This is a genomic window from Coleofasciculus sp. FACHB-542 (assembly GCF_014695825.1).
Taxonomy (GTDB): Bacteria; Cyanobacteriota; Cyanobacteriia; order Cyanobacteriales; family FACHB-T130; genus FACHB-T130.
Window position 1 is genome coordinate 70271 of record NZ_JACJPB010000009.1, and the last position, 15639, is coordinate 85909.

Below are 15639 nucleotides of genomic sequence, written 5' to 3' on the forward strand. Positions count from 1 at the left end.
TTGAGTATCCCACTGGAATTTCGACTATGCCATCTCCAGACGCTAGCTTTACCCCACACGAACGGGTCGTTGCTGCTAAGTCTGAGCCACAAAGCCAACTCAGACCCCCAGAACCTTCTCCAGACTGGGCAAACCGATTGCTCCATCGTCTCAGTATCCGAAAGAAAATTGGTTTTGGATATGCCCTAACTCTGGCTGTGGCGATTGTAGGAACCGCCATAGGACGTACGGTAGGAGATTATTACTATGAAGATCAATCTAGGGAGAATCTAGAGAGGGTACATAAGGAAACACTTCTTTTCAATGACTTGAGGTTTAACGTCCTAGAGGCACGAAACCACCAGCAACAATTTATTTCTTTAATATCGCAACCAGAGGTATTTAGGGAACACTATGCTCATTTCATGGAGCATAAAGCGGAGGTTGAGAATCGGCTATCTGAAATCAGAGCTTTAGCAGATAGGACTAATCGCCGGGATTTGAAGCAATTTCTTCAAAATAACCAGAATCCGGTAGAAAGTTACTTTCAGCAAGTAGAATCTCTCCTAAAAAAAATTAATGAGTTGAATTTAAAAACGCAGGATGTTTCAGCCGCACAGCAGGTACTGATCGCTTTTACGAATAATAAAGTAGCTACTGAGTTTGACAACTTTTCAGAAGACGTAGAAATCTTAATTACAAACGCTCACAAGGCAGAAGAAGAAGCCTATGAGGGTCTAGAAGAGGCAGAAAAGGTAGGAACCCAGGTTACGATCGCTGCCATGCTACTGTCGAGTGCGATCGCGGTTGCGATCGCCATTTATACCAGTCGCGCGATCGCTCATCCGATTGAAGCAGTTACTAAAGTAGTGACTCAAGCGAATGAGGAAGCTAATTTTGACCTGCAAGCTCCTGTCCTTACTCAAGATGAAGTTGGAGTATTAGCGATTTCCTTCAACACCCTCATTCAACGAGTTGCAAATTATACTCAAGAATTGGAGTTCGCTCGCCAGACTTTGGAAAGACGGGTAGCAGAACGGACTGAAGAACTAGAGGGCAAAAATCAGCAGCTAGAAGTAGCTCGCGCTCATTTACAAGAACTGAATGCTGAGTTAGTGTCTCAAGCTACCGAACTCAGCCACACTTTACACGATCTCCGGCAAACTCAAGCCCGTTTGATTCAAACGGAAAAAATGTCTAGCTTGGGTCAAATGGTAGCAGGAGTCGCCCATGAAATTAATAATCCAGTTAACTTTATCTACGGCAACTTGAGCCACGTCAGCGAGTACACCCAGGATTTACTCGCGCTGATCGATCTTTACCAGCAACATTATCCCAATAGCGCCCCCGAAATCCAAGCTCAAATTCAAGCATTTGACATAGATTTTGTCGCTGATGATTTGCCGAAAATACTCTCTTCGATGAAGATGGGAACTGAGCGCATCCGTCAAATCGTGCTGTCTTTGCGAAATTTCTCTCGCTTAGACGAAGCGGAAATGAAACCTGTTGATATTCATGAAGGAATTGACAGCACTTTATTGATTCTCAATCATCGACTTAAACGCGGCATTGAAGTAACTAAGCAATATGGAGAGTTGCCTTTAGTTGAGTGTTATCCAGCGCAACTGAACCAGGTATTTATGAATATTTTGAGCAATGGGATTGACGCCTTGCTTGAGCAAAGCCAGCAAACCAGCCCGCAGATTTTGATTCAGACAGAAATAGAAACAGAAAATCCCGGGTTTGTACGAGTGCGGATTAGAGATAACGGTCTCGGTATTCCCCCAGATATTCAAAACAAACTGTTCGATCCCTTCTTCACGACTAAGCCTGCGGGAAAAGGTACCGGGCTAGGACTGGCAATTTGCGCCCAAATTATGGAAAAGCATCAAGGCAAAATTGAGGTGAATTCGCAGCCGGGGAAGGGAACTGAGTTTGCACTGGTCTTGCCCAGCAAACATCCGAATGCGATCGCACTCAGCAGCCGCCTTGAGCTAGAGCAAGCCAACGGCAGACCCTAAGAGAGGTTTGGGTTATTCCGGAAGGTGCTATCCTCCACTGTAAGTGTGTTGTGTGTTGGAGTGGTTTAAAAATATGGTTTCATCCCCAAGCCGTCCTCAGCTCTCCAGTCCTGTGACTGAGGTAGAGCAACCAGGCATCCGGATTGGTAATAATCCTGCTTCCAGTTTCCTCGCGTTGCCAACGACTCCCCTGTTTGGCACCGATGGCATTCGCGGAAAAGCTGGAGAATTGCTGAGTGCATCCCTAGCCTTGCAAGTGGGCTTTTGGGCAGGTCAAGTGCTGCGGGCATCGGCAACCACCTCAGGGCCGGTGATTTTAGGGCAGGATTCTAGAAACTCTAGCGATATGCTGGCAATGGCGCTTGCGGCTGGTTTAACGTCAGCGGGACTGGAAGTGTGGAATCTAGGGCTATGCCCGACTCCCTGCGTAGCTCATCTCACCAGCGCCTCCCAAGCCGTAGGCGGGGTGATGATCTCTGCTAGCCACAATCCGCCAGAAGATAACGGAATCAAGTTTTTTGGATCGGATGGTACAAAGCTGCCCCCCGCATTGCAGCAGGACATTGAAGCGGCTTTAAGAGGAAGGGCGAATTTCGCCACGTTGAATGGTAGCTGGGGACAGCATTATCATCGACCGGAGTTAGTGACAAATTATCTGGACTTGCTGAAGCGATCGCTCGCACCAGGGATCGGGCTAAAAGGGTTGCGAGTCGTGCTGGATCTGGCTTGGGGCGCAGCGGTTCATCTAGCACCAGCGGTGTTTCAAGAGATGGGGGCAGAAGTCATCTGCTTGCACGATCGTCCCGACGGCGATCGCATCAATGTAAATTGCGGTTCGACTCACCTCAGCTCCCTCCAGTCAGCCGTCAAGCAGCACGGTGCCGACTTAGGCTTTGCTTTTGATGGAGATGCCGACCGAGTCATGGCAGTCGATGCCCAAGGTCGCGTCGTTGACGGCGACTATATCCTCTATTTTTGGGGCAATACCCTGAGGCAAGCTGGACAGTTGCCTGGAGATTTGATCGTGGCGACCGTCATGGCAAATTTAGGCTTTGAACGCGCCTGGAAACAGCTAGGCGGTTCTTTCGTCAGGACAGCCGTTGGCGATCAGTACGTACAGGCGGAAATGCTCCGGACTGGGGGAAAGCTGGGCGGCGAGCAATCGGGACACATCCTCTGCCACCATTACAGTCTCACTGGAGATGGCTTGCTGACCGCTTTACATATAGCAGCACTGGTGCATAGCACTGGGCAATCCCTCTCGGAACTGATCGATGGAAGCTTCCAGACTTATCCGCAGCTGCTGCGGAATGTGCGAGTGGAAGACCGCGAAAAGAGACGGCGTTGGCAAGAGTGCGACGCTGTGACAAATGCGATCGCTCAAGCGGAAGCAGCGATGGGAGACCAAGGAAGAATTTTAGTTCGCGCCTCTGGCACCGAACCCGTCATCCGAGTTATGGTGGAAGCCGCCAGTGCCGACTTAACAAATCACTGGACAGAACAGCTGGTTCTCGCCGTCGAACAACATCTGGCGTGATTTTGAGAAAGAGATGCGTGGATAGGTGGATGCGATCGCTAATCCACGCATCTCAAATCATGTATGCCAAAATCGATGGGTACCGGCAGCTTCAAGCTCCCCCATGCCGAAATCAAAGCTAAAATCCAAAAAGTCTAAAAATACAAAACAGCAGTCTCAAACGCCAACCCTAAGTCTTAAGGAGCAGTTAGCCCAAAAGCGCAAGGCGCAGCAGGCGCGAAAAGAATTTACTCAATTTGCCTTTGCCAGCGTGGGGATTGCCGCCGTTCTTGCTATCTTCCTATTTCTCGCCGCTGGACCAAAAGCAGCCTTAGCCTCTTTAGCAATTCCGGCGCTGGGGTTTTCCTACAAATATCCCCGCAAAGCCCTATGGGCATTCCTCCTTTACCTACCGATTAATGGCACCGTCACCTACTGGATTGGCGGCGGGAATCCTGTATTCCAGCTGGCTAAAGATGGAATCTATATTCCCGCATTGATTGCTCTAGTAAAGGACTGTCAAAGGAAAAAGCTACCCATCCTGATTTCCAAAGAGATCAAGCCGAGCTTGTACATTCTGTTAGTCTTTTCTGGGCTGACGCTGTTTCTTGTTAACGGCTTCCTACAATTTTCGGGCGGTAGGTCGGGACAACCCTTTTTGCAGGGAGTTTTGGGTCTAAAAGTTTTTCTGGGGTATGTTCCCCTGGCTTTTTGTGCCTACTATCTGATTCGGACAAAAAAGGAATTGCTCTTCCTGACACGAATGCATCTGGTTCTCGCCATCATCTGCTGTATCCTTGGCTTTATTCAGTACTCGATGCTGACTAGCGGTAGATGTGCTGGTACCAGAGGACTGGTTGCTGATGCTTTGTTTAAGGCAACCCTGGATGCCAAGTGTTTTGTCGGTGGCGCTTTGGTTTACAGCCCGGAAGTCGGGATGATTCGCTTACCAGGTACGTTTGTCTCTCCTTGGCACTGGGCATGGTTCCTGATTTCCAACGCCTTTTTTACCTTTGCAACTGCCTTCTGTGACACTTCATTTTTCTGGCGGATTGGTGGTTTAGTCGGTATGGCACTTGTCTTTGCCAATGCGGTGATTTCCGGTCAAAGAATTGCCCTGTCGCTGGTTCCCGTTGTCTTCGTACTGCTGCTGGTGCTTACAGGACAAGTAGCGAACCTCAAACGGTTTATCCCCGTTGGAGTCGGGCTAGGTGTGGTGTTGAGCATCGCCGCCGCCGCCAACCCAGCTTTAATTCAGGAGCGGATCGATAGTTTTGTCAGCCGCTGGAATGCTTCACCTCCCCAAGCATTTATTGTGGAGCAATTTAATTGGGCAATGAAGAAACAGCGGGGATTTTTGGGACGCGGTTTGGGAACGGCTACCAATTCCACTCGAATTTTTGGTGATGCAGCGCTGGTTGAAACTTACTACCCTAAGGTTCTATACGAAATTGGCCCGGCAGGCACGTTGGCGTTTCTAGTTTTCGTGACTTGCTTGACAGCGATTACTTTCAAAATTTACCGCTCGGTGAAAGACAAAAGTTTACGCAGTTTTGGTGCCAGTTTTTGGGTTTTGATTTTAGTGCTAAGTTATAACACTTACTGGTATCCCTTGGATACCGAGGTGGCAATTTATTACTGGTTTTTTGCCGGTGTTATTTTTAAATTGCCAGAAATAGATAAGCAGGAACAAGAGAAGCGATTGGCAGAGGAGGAAAATGATGAGGCTAAAACGAAGAAGAAAGGACGCCGCAAATCATCTGGAAGGCGTACTGTCGGCAAAACAAGCCCGGTACCTGCCACATAATTAAGGCAGCGATCGCTCAGTATTCAGCGATCGCTCACTATTCAATTGCATTTCGGAGCAGTAAACCGTGAAGCCTTTGATTTCGGTTATTATCCCCACTTACGGACGTGAAGAACCTTTGCGAGACACGCTCAAAGATGTCTTGCTGCAAGACTACCCAGCCTTTGAAGTGCTAGTGGTCGATCAAACCGCCACGCACCAGCCCGAAACTCAAGCGTATCTTGAGGAGTTGGCAAACAGCGGTAAAATTCGTTGGTTTCGCGTAGATTGGGCAAGCTTACCGGGTGCCCGAAATTATGCGGTACGGCGGGCAGTTGGGGAAATTGTGTTATTTCTGGATGATGATGTTCTGCTAAAGCCTGGATATTTAGAGGCTCATGCTCGCAATTATTTAGAGCGTCCGGAAGTGGGTGCGGTGGCAGGGCGAGTATTTGACCGGATGAAGTTGGAAGATTCCGGCAATAAGTTGACGATTGAGGATTTGCCCCCAGAAGCGATGGACCCTGGAATTGCCTGGTACCACATTGACTTAGTGCATACCGTGAAGCCGCAGCGCGTTCTGACTGCCAGAGGCTGCAATATGTCTTTCCGGCGAGAAATTTTTACGAAGCACGGACTGCATTTTGATGAGCGGTTTCGAGGGAGTGCGGTGCGCGAAGAGTCAGATTTTTGTCTAAGGTTGCGGCAGACAGGGTATCAGATTTGGTACGACCCCGATGCTGATTTAGTTCACCTAGGAGAAGAAACTGGCGGCTGTCACGATATTAGTACGCGATCGCTCCAGTACCAACTTACCTTCTATCACAACCACTTTCTATTAGGCTTCAAAAACCTCACCCCAGCTCAATGTCTGCGATTCTTTGCCAAGCTATTTGACTGTCACGTTTTAGGTCATCCCCCTTGTTACAAAAGCGGTTCTCCCATCAAAATCCTTAGTCGCGGTGTTTCCTACACTCTCGGATTCTTTAAAGCATTGGGTACAGTTATTCAATCTAACTGGGCAGATGGTCAAATATACACCCAGCTCGACAAAAAGGAGGCGTAGCTATGGAAAATAAAACAACACCCGATCTTCATGTGCTTCCCCTTTTTCTAAAAGCTTTGCTCATTCTCTCTTTGGTTTTAGGCATTTTTTTGAGGTTTTATCACCTCAACCAAAAAATTTATTCAAATGATGAGACTTTTAGCACCACCTACATATTCGGTCAACGATTCTTAGCGGTTGATGATTCGGTAGTTGGAGTTGACGAGCTACAGAAGTATCAGTGGATAAATCCTGATATAAGTTTCAATCAATCTATTCAAAGATTGGTATTAGAACCCTATGTATTTCCACCTGTTTTTTCAGTGGGGATGCGAATCTGGTCAGAATTGGGAACCCATATATTTAGTAATCCGTTAATCATTCAAAGAAGCTTTTCAGCATTTATTAGTCTTTTTGTTTTAGTAGGTATTTATTGGCTATGTTGGGAATTATTTGAATTTCACCTTGCCGCCTGGATCGCCACAGCTCTAGTCGCTGTCTCTCCATTTCATTTACAATATGCTCAAGTGGTGCGACCGTATAGTTTACTGGCAGTCGTCACTTTATTATCCAGCGCGGCTCTTTTGAGAGCGATGCGAACCAAGACAAAACTTAGTTGGGTAATATATGGAATAACTGCTATTGGTGGTTTATATTCTAATGTACTATTTGGATTTGTTTTAATTGCACACGGGGCCTATGTTTTTCTTACCGAAAGATTTCGATTTTACAGAAATTTAATATGTTATCTACTTGCCTCGGCTTGTAGTGGATTAATTTTTTTGCCGTGGTTTTATCTTTTTATGGCATCGGGTATGTCTTCGTATTCAGTCGATCAGGTATCAAGCCGCATCCCTTTGCTATCACTGATTAAGGTCTGGATAGACAATATAGTAACTACTTTTGTTGATTTTTACGATCCTTGGGCTGGTCTTACTCAAAATTTACGATATTTACAATTATTTTTTACTCCTTTAATCTTAATAATTACTGGCTTTTCTTTTTATCTACTTTTCAAAAAAAATCCAGAACGGGTATGGTTATTTATTTTGACATTAATTGGGATGACAGGGATCCTACTAATGCTCAAAGATATAATTACCGGAGGTTCTATTTCGACCCGTTTTAGATATTTAATTCCTACTGTTTTAGGTTTAGAAATAGTAGTTTCGTACTTTTTAGCTAATTGGTTAAGTTCCAAACAATCTTGGCAAAGAACATTTGGAAAAGTAGCAGCATCAGCCATACTTATGAGCGGAATTATATCCTGTGGAATCATTGCTCAAACTCCTTCCTGGTCGGCTTTTGGAAGCCCACACTATCCAGCGGTAGCTCGTACAATCAACCAAGCAACTCGTCCTCTAGTAATTACTGATAATTTAGGCCGTGCATTCACGATTAGCTATCTACTAGATTCAAAAGTACAGTTTAAAATACTGACTAAAAAAGCTAGCTCAGTCAATGTACCAGATGGTTATAGCGATGTTTTTTTATTGGAAGTGTCTAAAGGACTGCTTCAGAAACTAAAGCAAGAGCAGAACTATAAAATAGAACCTGTTTTGGTAGCACAGAATAATTCACCTAAAATACAGGATATTTGGCGTTTAGAAAAAAATTAAAGCTAATAGCCGAAACCTAAAAATTCAAAAATAGTTCTTGATATTCGCAATGAAAATTTTAGTTGCCAGTCACACTTATATCGTTGACCTCAACTGCGAGAAACTAAGGGCGTTAGCTCAACTGGAACCCGGAATTGAAGTAACTGTCGTTGTGCCGCGCCAGTGGCAACCTGGGGGTGTTCAAAATAAGACGATTGAAACTCAGCTGCGTCAAGAAGGCTCTTTTCAAATCGTGCCAGTTTCTAATTTCAGCCAGAACAACCAGGGAATGCTTACCTTTGGGGCTGACTTGATTTCTTTGTTGCGCCAGTTTCGACCCCAGATTATTCAAGTGGAACAGGGTTCAAAGGCTTTAGGGTATGCTCAGCTGATTACGCTTAATCGACTGTTAGGGCTGAAGGCCAAAAATGTGTTTTTTACCTGGTGGAACTTACCCTACGAACTAAAATTTCCGGTTTCCTTGCTAGAAGCTTATAACCTACGACACACTCACGGAGTGATTGCCGGAAATCAAGATGGTGTGGATATATTGCGGCAGCGTGGCTACGACGGCCCTAGCAAGGTGATGCCGCAGCTGGGTGTAGATGAAAGATTGTTCTCACCAACACCCCAGCCAGAATTGGCAGCAAAACTGGGGATTCAACCGGATGAATTTGTGGTCGGGTTTGTGGGGCGGTTTGTGGAAGAAAAAGGTCTGCTGACGCTGTTGCAAGCGTTGAAAGGCTTGCAGTCACGCCCCTGGAAATTGCTTTTACTCGGTCGCGGCCCATTGCAATCGGTACTACTAGAACAAGCCGCTGAGGCGGGGATTAAAGATAAATTGATTTTGGTGGAAAGCGTTCCTCATGACGCAGTTCCCTGCTATATCAACCTGATGAATACGCTAGTGTTACCTTCAGAAACAACTTATAAGTTTAAAACTTTGACTGCCGCTGGTTGGAAAGAACAGTTTGGTCATGTGCTGATTGAAGCGATGGCTTGCCAAGTTCCTGTAATTGGTTCTGATTCCGGGGAAATTCCGCACGTCATTGGAGATGCGGGGTTAATCTTTCCAGAGAAAGATGCAGTAGCTTTGCAAAATTGCCTGGGGCAATTGATGGAACAACCAGATTTAGCCCAGAAGTTGGGTAAGCTGGGTTATGAACGAGCGATCGCGCAATATACAAATACTGCATTAGCTAAGCAGCAATTAGATTTTTATAAACAGTTAGTCAAGAGTCAGTAGTGCTTACAACTGACAACTGACAACTGACAAACAAAATGAAAATTTTACAAATTGTCCCTTCAATTTCTTTAGTTTATGGGGGTCCCAGTCAGATGGTTCTGGGGCTATCAGAGGCACTGGCGTCTGAAGGGGTAGAGGTGACGGTACTAACAACAAATAGCAACGGTGATGTCGGTCAGCCACCCTTGGATGTGCCTCTCGACCGTCCGGTGGAACAAAACGGCTATCAAGTGCGTTATTTCCCCTGTTCCCCGTTCCGACGCTATAAGTTTTCCCTAGATTTGTTGCGCTGGTTAGCGGGACACGCGACTGAATTTGATTTAGCTCATATTCATGCTTTATTTTCGCCTGTAACCACAGCAGCGGCGACTGTGGCGCGATCGCGTCATTTACCGTATTTAATGCGTCCTTTGGGGACGCTAGACCCCGCAGACTTACGCAAGAAGAAGAGAATCAAGCAGATTTATGCGGCGTTGCTGGAACGTCCCAATTTAGCAGGTGCGGCGGGAATTCACTTCACCAGCCCCCAAGAAGCTAAGATTTCCGAACGCTTCGGAACTTCAACGCCGGATGTGGTAATTCCCTTAGGCGTAAAGCAGCCAGCAATCCTACCGAAAGGTCAAGCTAGAAGGAAATTAGGCATTCCGGAGACTCAGCCTTTGCTGCTGTTTATGTCTCGGATTGACCCGAAAAAAGGGCTAAATTTACTGATTCCAGCCTTGGAAAAACTTTTAGAAGAGGGTGCTGATTTTCACTTTGTGCTGGCAGGTGGAAATCCGCAAGATCCAGCTTATGAGAACAAAATTCGAGAACAGTTGCAAGCGTCACCTTTACGCGATCGCACGACTATAACCGGATTTGTAACTGGTGAGTCGAAAACTGCCTTACTACAAGATGCCGATGTATTTGTCCTCCCTTCCTACTACGAAAACTTTGGCATTGCTGTGGCAGAGGCAATGTGCAATGGAACCCCAGTGGTAATTTCTGACCAAGTTTATATCTGGGAGGAAATTCAACAAGCGGAAGCTGGCTGGGTTTGCACCTGTGATGTAGATAGTTTAACTGAACAATTGCGCGAGGCGCTGGCTGATGCTTTGGAACGACAGCGGCGGGGAATCAATGCCCAAGAATACGCTTTGAAAAATTACAGTTGGAAAGCGATCGCTCAAACAACGATTAAAGCTTACCAACAAATTCTTACAAGCAAAAGTAGTAGCGCGTCCAGTCTAATTTAGTGGGCTTACTCAGACCTGAAAAGCTTGAAATGTAAGCTTTCGGGCATTTGTTTAACCAAGCATTCTAGGCTAGACGCGCTACTACTAATAAGCGGCGTGACCTAACGCCAAACCAGCAACAAGCATTCCTAGAACTAGGAAAGGTTGAGCGCTTGCCTGATATTTCACATCATTTTTCAGGGGATCGCGCAGAAAATACATATCCTGAAAAGTGATTTGGGGGATGATGAGTAATATCAAGATTGCCGCATAAAGATTTTGGTGGATGCTAATTAAATACGCGGCAATTCCAGCTTGAAAGATATCAATCATCAGCACGCATATCCAAGCAGCCGTGCCAACGCCAAACATCACCGGAAGCGATTGTAGACCGAGTTGGCGATCGCCTTCAACGCTCTTGAAGTCATTCACTACGGCAATTCCTAACCCCGCCAAACTGTAGAACAGCGTCAGAAGCATAATCGTAGGGTTTAACTCGCCAAACAGCGCGTGACCTGTCCACCAGGGGAGAGCAATGTAACTCGCACCAAGGGCGTAATTGCCCAGCCAGCCATTTTTCTTCAGCTTCAGCGGTGGCGCAGAGTAAATATAGGCGAGAAACGTACCGCCCAAGGCAATGCAGGTGATGGTAGGAAAATCATGCCCCGCCCATCTATCTAAAACGTAGGAAAGCCCTAACCCCGCAAATAACAGTACCAAAATTTGCGTCACCACTTGGGGAACAGAAATGGCACCAGAGGGAATCGGACGGTAGGGTTCGTTAATCGCGTCGATATCGCGATCGTAAAAATCATTTAAAGTTTGGGTATACCCAACTAAAATAGGTCCCGACAGCAGCATACAAGTAGCGGCTTTCAGGACATTTTCCAGCGTCCAAGTGTATTCACCGGAAGAAGCCGCACCGCAGACAACGCCCCAAATCAAGGGAATCCAGGTAATCGGCTTCATCAACTGCAAGCGAATTTTCCAGATAGAAGTCTCGCCAGGAGCCGCACCTTTCATGCCCAGCAGTTGACGAGTTTTCGCACTCCGCTCAGATGGGTTGTTATCGGTTGTTTGTTGTTTGTCGGTTGTCATTTGCTAATGGGTAATAGGTAATAGGTAATGGGTAACGGGTAATGGTCATTATCAAGTACCCATTACCCATTACCAATTCTCAATGACCAATTAGAACGAAATCGCCAAGTAACTATTTTGAAATTTAGCGCCTTTGACGGGTTGACCGCTCAACTGGGGGGGTAAGGAGATATTGCGCCGCTGATCTCCGGCTTCGATGGTGACTTCAGGGCCGTATTGGGTGAGTTTTACCTGCTTTTTATCAAAACCAGGCAAGAATAGACGTACCTGACGACCTGGAATGTCAATCTCGATAGGTTTGGGCAGCCCCGATACTTGGCGCAAATCTGGGAGGGCGTCTATCAGTGGTTGCCAGTCACCCAATGGCGAGCTGGGAAGGGCACTGACCGCAAGTGGAGTAAAGTTTTCCGAAATACCTTCTGCGACCGATTCTTGGTTGAGCAGAACGCCTCCCACGGTCAGCCCGACTTGTTGGGCACTGCCCCAAAAATACTGAGCAGTTGCAACAGCAGTTGGCGCACCCGTCGTTACCAAATAGGCGGCAACGCGGTTGGGATCGGCGACTGCGGCTCTCCCTCGCTCCAGCAGATTGTTTACCTCATTCGTGGGCTGTTGGGCAAAATTATCCCCAGTCCATGACACATTGAGAACAGCGCTGCTGATGGGTTGAATAAAAGGCGAAACGGTTCTCCACAGGTCGGAATCTTCCACCACTTTCCGGAAGCGGCGAATATACCAGCTGAGGATCTCTGGCATCCCTAGCATCCGCAACGTGGTCTGGTCGCCGCTGCCGTCGTAGATGATGACGTCGTACTTGCCACTGGCTTCGTACTCGCGGATGGCGTTGAGAGCCAGGGCGCTGTCCATCCCTGGCAGAACGCCCAACTCCTGACCGTAGACATTTTTCAGCAGAGGCGTCCGTAGATACTGCGCTTCCAGTTTTTTGACTTCTTCCCAGCTGCGTTCGAGTAGCACGGCAGACTGGAACTGTACTACTTGTAAGTTTTGCTCCAGTTCCTGGGGGTCAACGCTAGGGGACGCCCCTAGGAGCAATCCAAGAGTGGGGCCGGGGTCTTGTCCGGCAAGTAGCACTCGCGCTCCCTTGCTTGCCAGTTGTTTGGCGGCGGCGATCGCCACTGTGGTGCGACCCGTGCCGCCTTTGCCCAAAAACGTTAAAATCAGGGCCATCTGTTCTTACTGTACGGGTTTCAGTTCATCTTCAAAAAACCAAGTGGTCGAGTTGTCGTCAAATTGCACAACGACCCCAACGCCACTACCATCTGTCATTTTGTAGCCTTTGATGCTGCCGACTTTCCCCAGTTTATTAGCAACAGCGGGAGAAACCCTGTCTCTGAGGCGGTATACTTTAACTTTTTGACCGATCTCCATTACTGCTCCGATGCAATGAACCATTCCAAATCATTCCACAGTTTAGGGCAAAACCTCGCAGATTGGTTTGATCGAGCGGTGACGAACCGAAGGGCGTCCTCTTAGGCATCGCTTTTTTCCGGTTCAGATGACCTCTTCCCAATGCCCATAGAAGGTATTTACGCCCATACTCGTTGCTCCGCTGCTTTGTTGCTCTAGCATCCAGATGACCAAGAGCCTGCTACCCTCGACTCTTGGCCTAAACTGTAACTCGTAAAACTTCTGCTTGTATTAGGGCAAATTTCTTATATTATCTTTAACTTAAATAGACTAGACTTGTTACAAAAGCCAACAAATGCCAAGAATCGGCAATGGGAACTCTAATGTTTAACTCAGCTTCATAGGAAAAAGTGGATTCGTGTTTCGGTTGTGAGAGAGTAGCAGGATTTGTTGAAGTCGATGAAAGCAGTTGTTCGCAAGGCTGGCAGGGTGAGGCGTTGGCTTCCGGTTAATGACCTGTGGTGGGTCAAGTTTGATTTATTAAGGACTTTAGTCCGAAGGGATTTAGAGGCTCGCTATAAAGGTTCAATTTTAGGCAATTTATGGCCGCTCCTAAATCAGGTATCGCAATTAGTAATTTATACCTACGTATTTTCCATTGTTCTTAAGGTCAAGCTCAATCTCAAGGGATTGCCAGCCGATAGTGCTACCTTTGGCTTGTGGCTTTTTGCTGGATTGTTGCCATGGATTGCCTTCACAGGCGGATTTTTGCAGGGATCTGTATCTGTAGTATCACAACCAAATTTAGTCAAAAAGGTAGTATTCCCCTTAGCTTTATTACCCCTTGTGCCTGTACTATCAACATTCATTGAGAGTGCCTTTGGCTTAATGGCGTTGATTGTGTTAATAGCATTATCCTTTCATACCTTACATACTACATTAGCTTTACTGCCTCTGATCTGGTTACCACAGTTGTTATTAACTGCTGGTTTTGGGTATTTGGGAGCAAGCATAACAGTATTTTTACGAGATGTGCCACAAACCCTAGCAGTGGTATTAAATTTTTGGCTTTATTTGACACCAATTCTTTACCCAATATCAGCTATTCCAAAAGAGTGGCAGAATTGGGTTCTTTGGGCAAATCCTTTAACGACACTTGCGGAAGTGTATAGAGACTTAGTCTTAGTAGGAAGCGTGCAGCATGGGGCAGAATGGGGATGTTTATGCGTAGTATCTCTATTACTATTCCTTGGGGGGTTAAGCGTGTATCGAAAATTACGTCCAGCCTTTGCTGATGTTCTCTAAATTTAGATTAATCTGCTAGTTGTGTCTTTAGTAGTGGTGTGATGAGTGAAATAGCAATTTCGCTGAACAATGTTTCAAAATGCTTTAAGCGTTATGCTCATCCTATAGACAGGTTGCAGGAACTGTTGCTCCCAGGCAAGAGTAAAGCTGATGAATTTTGGGCTTTGCGAGATATTAATTTGGAAATTCCTAAGGGACAAACAGTAGGGATTGTAGGAAAGAATGGCTCTGGAAAAAGTACCCTGCTACAAATTATTGCCGGAACACTGACATTAACTACAGGCAATGTCCAAGTCAATGGTCGTGTTTCAGCTTTGTTAGAGTTAGGTAGCGGATTTAATCTAGAGTTTACAGGTCGGCAGAATGTATTTTTTAATGCCAAGATTTTAGGATTAAGTAAAAAAGAAACAGAAGAAAAATTTGATGAAATTGCTCGATTTGCAGATATTGGGGATTTTATTGACCAGCCTGTTAAAACTTACTCAAGTGGGATGTTTGTGCGTTTAGCATTTGCAGTTGCCACTAGTATTGATCCGGATATTTTGATTGTCGATGAAGCTCTTTCTGTTGGTGATGAGGCTTTTCAGCGCAAATGTTTTGCTCGTATTCAGGCAATTCAGGAAAAAGGCGGAACAATTTTATTTGTCTCGCATTCAGCCTCTTCGATAGTAGAACTTTGCAATACTGCTGTGTTAATTGATAAAGGTGAATTACTACTACGTGCAAATCCTAAGTTAATAGTTTCTAGCTATCAGAAACTGCTTTATGCCCCACCAGAAAAACAAAGTAGTTTACGAGATGAGATTCGCAATTTAAATAACCAGAATATCTTAAATATCAACTTACAAAACAATAATCCTATAGAGAGAAAAAATAAATATTCTCAAACAAAGGAAAAGAATATTTATGACCCAAACATGCGGCCTCAAAGTACTGTTTCCTATATAGTACGAGGTGCAGAAATTAAGCAAGCTCATATAACCACCTTATCAGGTGAACGCGCTAATATCTTACAAAGACGGAAAGGATATATATACACATACTCTGTTTGTTTTCATCAAACAGCTTATAAAGTAAGATGTGGTATGTTAATTAAAACTACAAGCGGCTTGGAACTAGGTGGAGCCACATCGCATACCTTTGATAAGGCAATTGCTTGTGTAGAAAAAGGAAGTGTTCTTCAAGTTCAGTTTAAATTCCATTGCTGCTTACAACCAGGAGTTTATTTCTTGAATGCAGGAGTTTTGGGGATATTAGATACAGAAGAAATATATTTACACCGATGTATAGATGCAGCTATGTTTAGAGTACAACCAGAAGAAAACTTGTTAGAGACTAATTTTGTGGACTTTAACACAGAAACCTATGTATCGTTAGCCCAACCAAACTCTGATTTGGAACAAGTTGTTTAATAAGTATTGGTGTTCTTTGAACTTGCTTTAATAATTTTTAATCTTAATCTT

At 45.6% G+C, this 15639-nt stretch carries 12 protein-coding genes; 9 read left to right on the forward strand and 3 right to left on the reverse strand.

What is annotated here, in order from left to right; translation table 11 throughout:
• Nucleotides 1-26: 26 nt before the first annotated feature.
• The 7 genes from H6F52_RS01600 (at nucleotide 27) to hpsP (ending at nucleotide 10426) form a co-directional block, all read left to right on the forward strand.
• Nucleotides 27-2000: an ATP-binding protein gene (locus tag H6F52_RS01600; RefSeq protein ID WP_190531481.1), complete on the forward strand. Its 1974-nt coding sequence runs from the start codon at nucleotides 27-29 to the stop codon at nucleotides 1998-2000.
• Between the two features lie 73 nt (nucleotides 2001-2073).
• Nucleotides 2074-3537, forward strand: a complete 1464-nt coding sequence (gene glmM / locus H6F52_RS01605; protein ID WP_190410413.1) for a phosphoglucosamine mutase — start codon at nucleotides 2074-2076, stop codon at nucleotides 3535-3537.
• A gap of 103 nt (nucleotides 3538-3640) precedes the next feature.
• Nucleotides 3641-5323: a hormogonium polysaccharide biosynthesis protein HpsL gene (gene hpsL, locus H6F52_RS01610; RefSeq protein ID WP_190531482.1), complete on the forward strand. Its 1683-nt coding sequence runs from the start codon at nucleotides 3641-3643 to the stop codon at nucleotides 5321-5323.
• A gap of 67 nt (nucleotides 5324-5390) precedes the next feature.
• Nucleotides 5391-6368 carry a hormogonium polysaccharide biosynthesis glycosyltransferase HpsN gene (gene hpsN, locus H6F52_RS01615; protein ID WP_339380834.1) on the forward strand — a complete coding sequence of 326 codons (978 nt, stop codon included), beginning with the start codon at nucleotides 5391-5393 and terminating at the stop codon, nucleotides 6366-6368.
• A gap of 2 nt (nucleotides 6369-6370) precedes the next feature.
• Entirely contained in the window at nucleotides 6371-7966 is a 1596-nt protein-coding gene (locus H6F52_RS01620) for a glycosyltransferase family 39 protein (protein WP_190531484.1), read from the forward strand.
• A gap of 49 nt (nucleotides 7967-8015) precedes the next feature.
• A complete protein-coding gene (gene hpsO / locus H6F52_RS01625) occupies nucleotides 8016-9191 on the forward strand; it encodes a hormogonium polysaccharide biosynthesis glycosyltransferase HpsO (RefSeq protein WP_190531486.1) in 1176 nt (391 codons plus the stop codon).
• A gap of 35 nt (nucleotides 9192-9226) precedes the next feature.
• A complete protein-coding gene (gene hpsP, locus H6F52_RS01630) occupies nucleotides 9227-10426 on the forward strand; it encodes a hormogonium polysaccharide biosynthesis glycosyltransferase HpsP (protein WP_190531488.1) in 1200 nt (399 codons plus the stop codon).
• 84 nt (nucleotides 10427-10510) lie between these two features.
• On the opposite strand, the gene chlG is transcribed toward hpsP, so the two are convergent.
• The 3 genes from chlG to H6F52_RS01645 form a co-directional block, all read right to left on the reverse strand.
• Nucleotides 10511-11503, reverse strand: a complete 993-nt coding sequence (gene chlG, locus H6F52_RS01635; protein WP_190410408.1) for a chlorophyll synthase ChlG — start codon at nucleotides 11501-11503, stop codon at nucleotides 10511-10513.
• 90 nt (nucleotides 11504-11593) lie between these two features.
• Nucleotides 11594-12691 carry an ArsA family ATPase gene (locus H6F52_RS01640; RefSeq protein WP_190531490.1) on the reverse strand — a complete coding sequence of 366 codons (1098 nt, stop codon included), beginning with the start codon at nucleotides 12689-12691 and terminating at the stop codon, nucleotides 11594-11596.
• A 6-nt stretch (nucleotides 12692-12697) separates the two neighbouring features.
• Complete coding sequence (locus H6F52_RS01645) at nucleotides 12698-12892, reverse strand: DUF2862 domain-containing protein (RefSeq protein WP_190531546.1); 195 nt, start codon at nucleotides 12890-12892, stop codon at nucleotides 12698-12700.
• A 438-nt stretch (nucleotides 12893-13330) separates the two neighbouring features.
• Between H6F52_RS01645 and H6F52_RS01650 the strand changes: the two genes are divergently transcribed.
• A complete protein-coding gene (locus H6F52_RS01650) occupies nucleotides 13331-14176 on the forward strand; it encodes an ABC transporter permease (protein ID WP_190531492.1) in 846 nt (281 codons plus the stop codon).
• Nucleotides 14177-14217: 41 nt separating this feature from the next.
• Complete coding sequence (locus H6F52_RS01655) at nucleotides 14218-15588, forward strand: ABC transporter ATP-binding protein (protein WP_190531494.1); 1371 nt, start codon at nucleotides 14218-14220, stop codon at nucleotides 15586-15588.
• Nucleotides 15589-15639 lie beyond the last annotated feature (51 nt).

Excerpts from the sequence above, each read along its gene's own strand:
- H6F52_RS01600 (WP_190531481.1), top strand. The coding sequence starts at position 27 with ATGCCATCTCCAGACGCTAGCTTTACCCCACACGAACGGGTCGTTGCT.
- glmM (WP_190410413.1), top strand. The coding sequence starts at position 2,074 with ATGGTTTCATCCCCAAGCCGTCCTCAGCTCTCCAGTCCTGTGACTGAG.
- hpsL (WP_190531482.1), top strand. The coding sequence starts at position 3,641 with ATGCCGAAATCAAAGCTAAAATCCAAAAAGTCTAAAAATACAAAACAG.
- H6F52_RS01620 (WP_190531484.1), top strand. The coding sequence starts at position 6,371 with ATGGAAAATAAAACAACACCCGATCTTCATGTGCTTCCCCTTTTTCTA.
- hpsO (WP_190531486.1), top strand. The coding sequence starts at position 8,016 with ATGAAAATTTTAGTTGCCAGTCACACTTATATCGTTGACCTCAACTGC.
- hpsP (WP_190531488.1), top strand. The coding sequence starts at position 9,227 with ATGAAAATTTTACAAATTGTCCCTTCAATTTCTTTAGTTTATGGGGGT.
- chlG (WP_190410408.1), bottom strand. The coding sequence starts at position 11,503 with ATGACAACCGACAAACAACAAACAACCGATAACAACCCATCTGAGCGG.
- H6F52_RS01640 (WP_190531490.1), bottom strand. The coding sequence starts at position 12,691 with ATGGCCCTGATTTTAACGTTTTTGGGCAAAGGCGGCACGGGTCGCACC.
- H6F52_RS01645 (WP_190531546.1), bottom strand. The coding sequence starts at position 12,892 with ATGGAGATCGGTCAAAAAGTTAAAGTATACCGCCTCAGAGACAGGGTT.
- H6F52_RS01650 (WP_190531492.1), top strand. The coding sequence starts at position 13,331 with ATGAAAGCAGTTGTTCGCAAGGCTGGCAGGGTGAGGCGTTGGCTTCCG.
- H6F52_RS01655 (WP_190531494.1), top strand. The coding sequence starts at position 14,218 with ATGAGTGAAATAGCAATTTCGCTGAACAATGTTTCAAAATGCTTTAAG.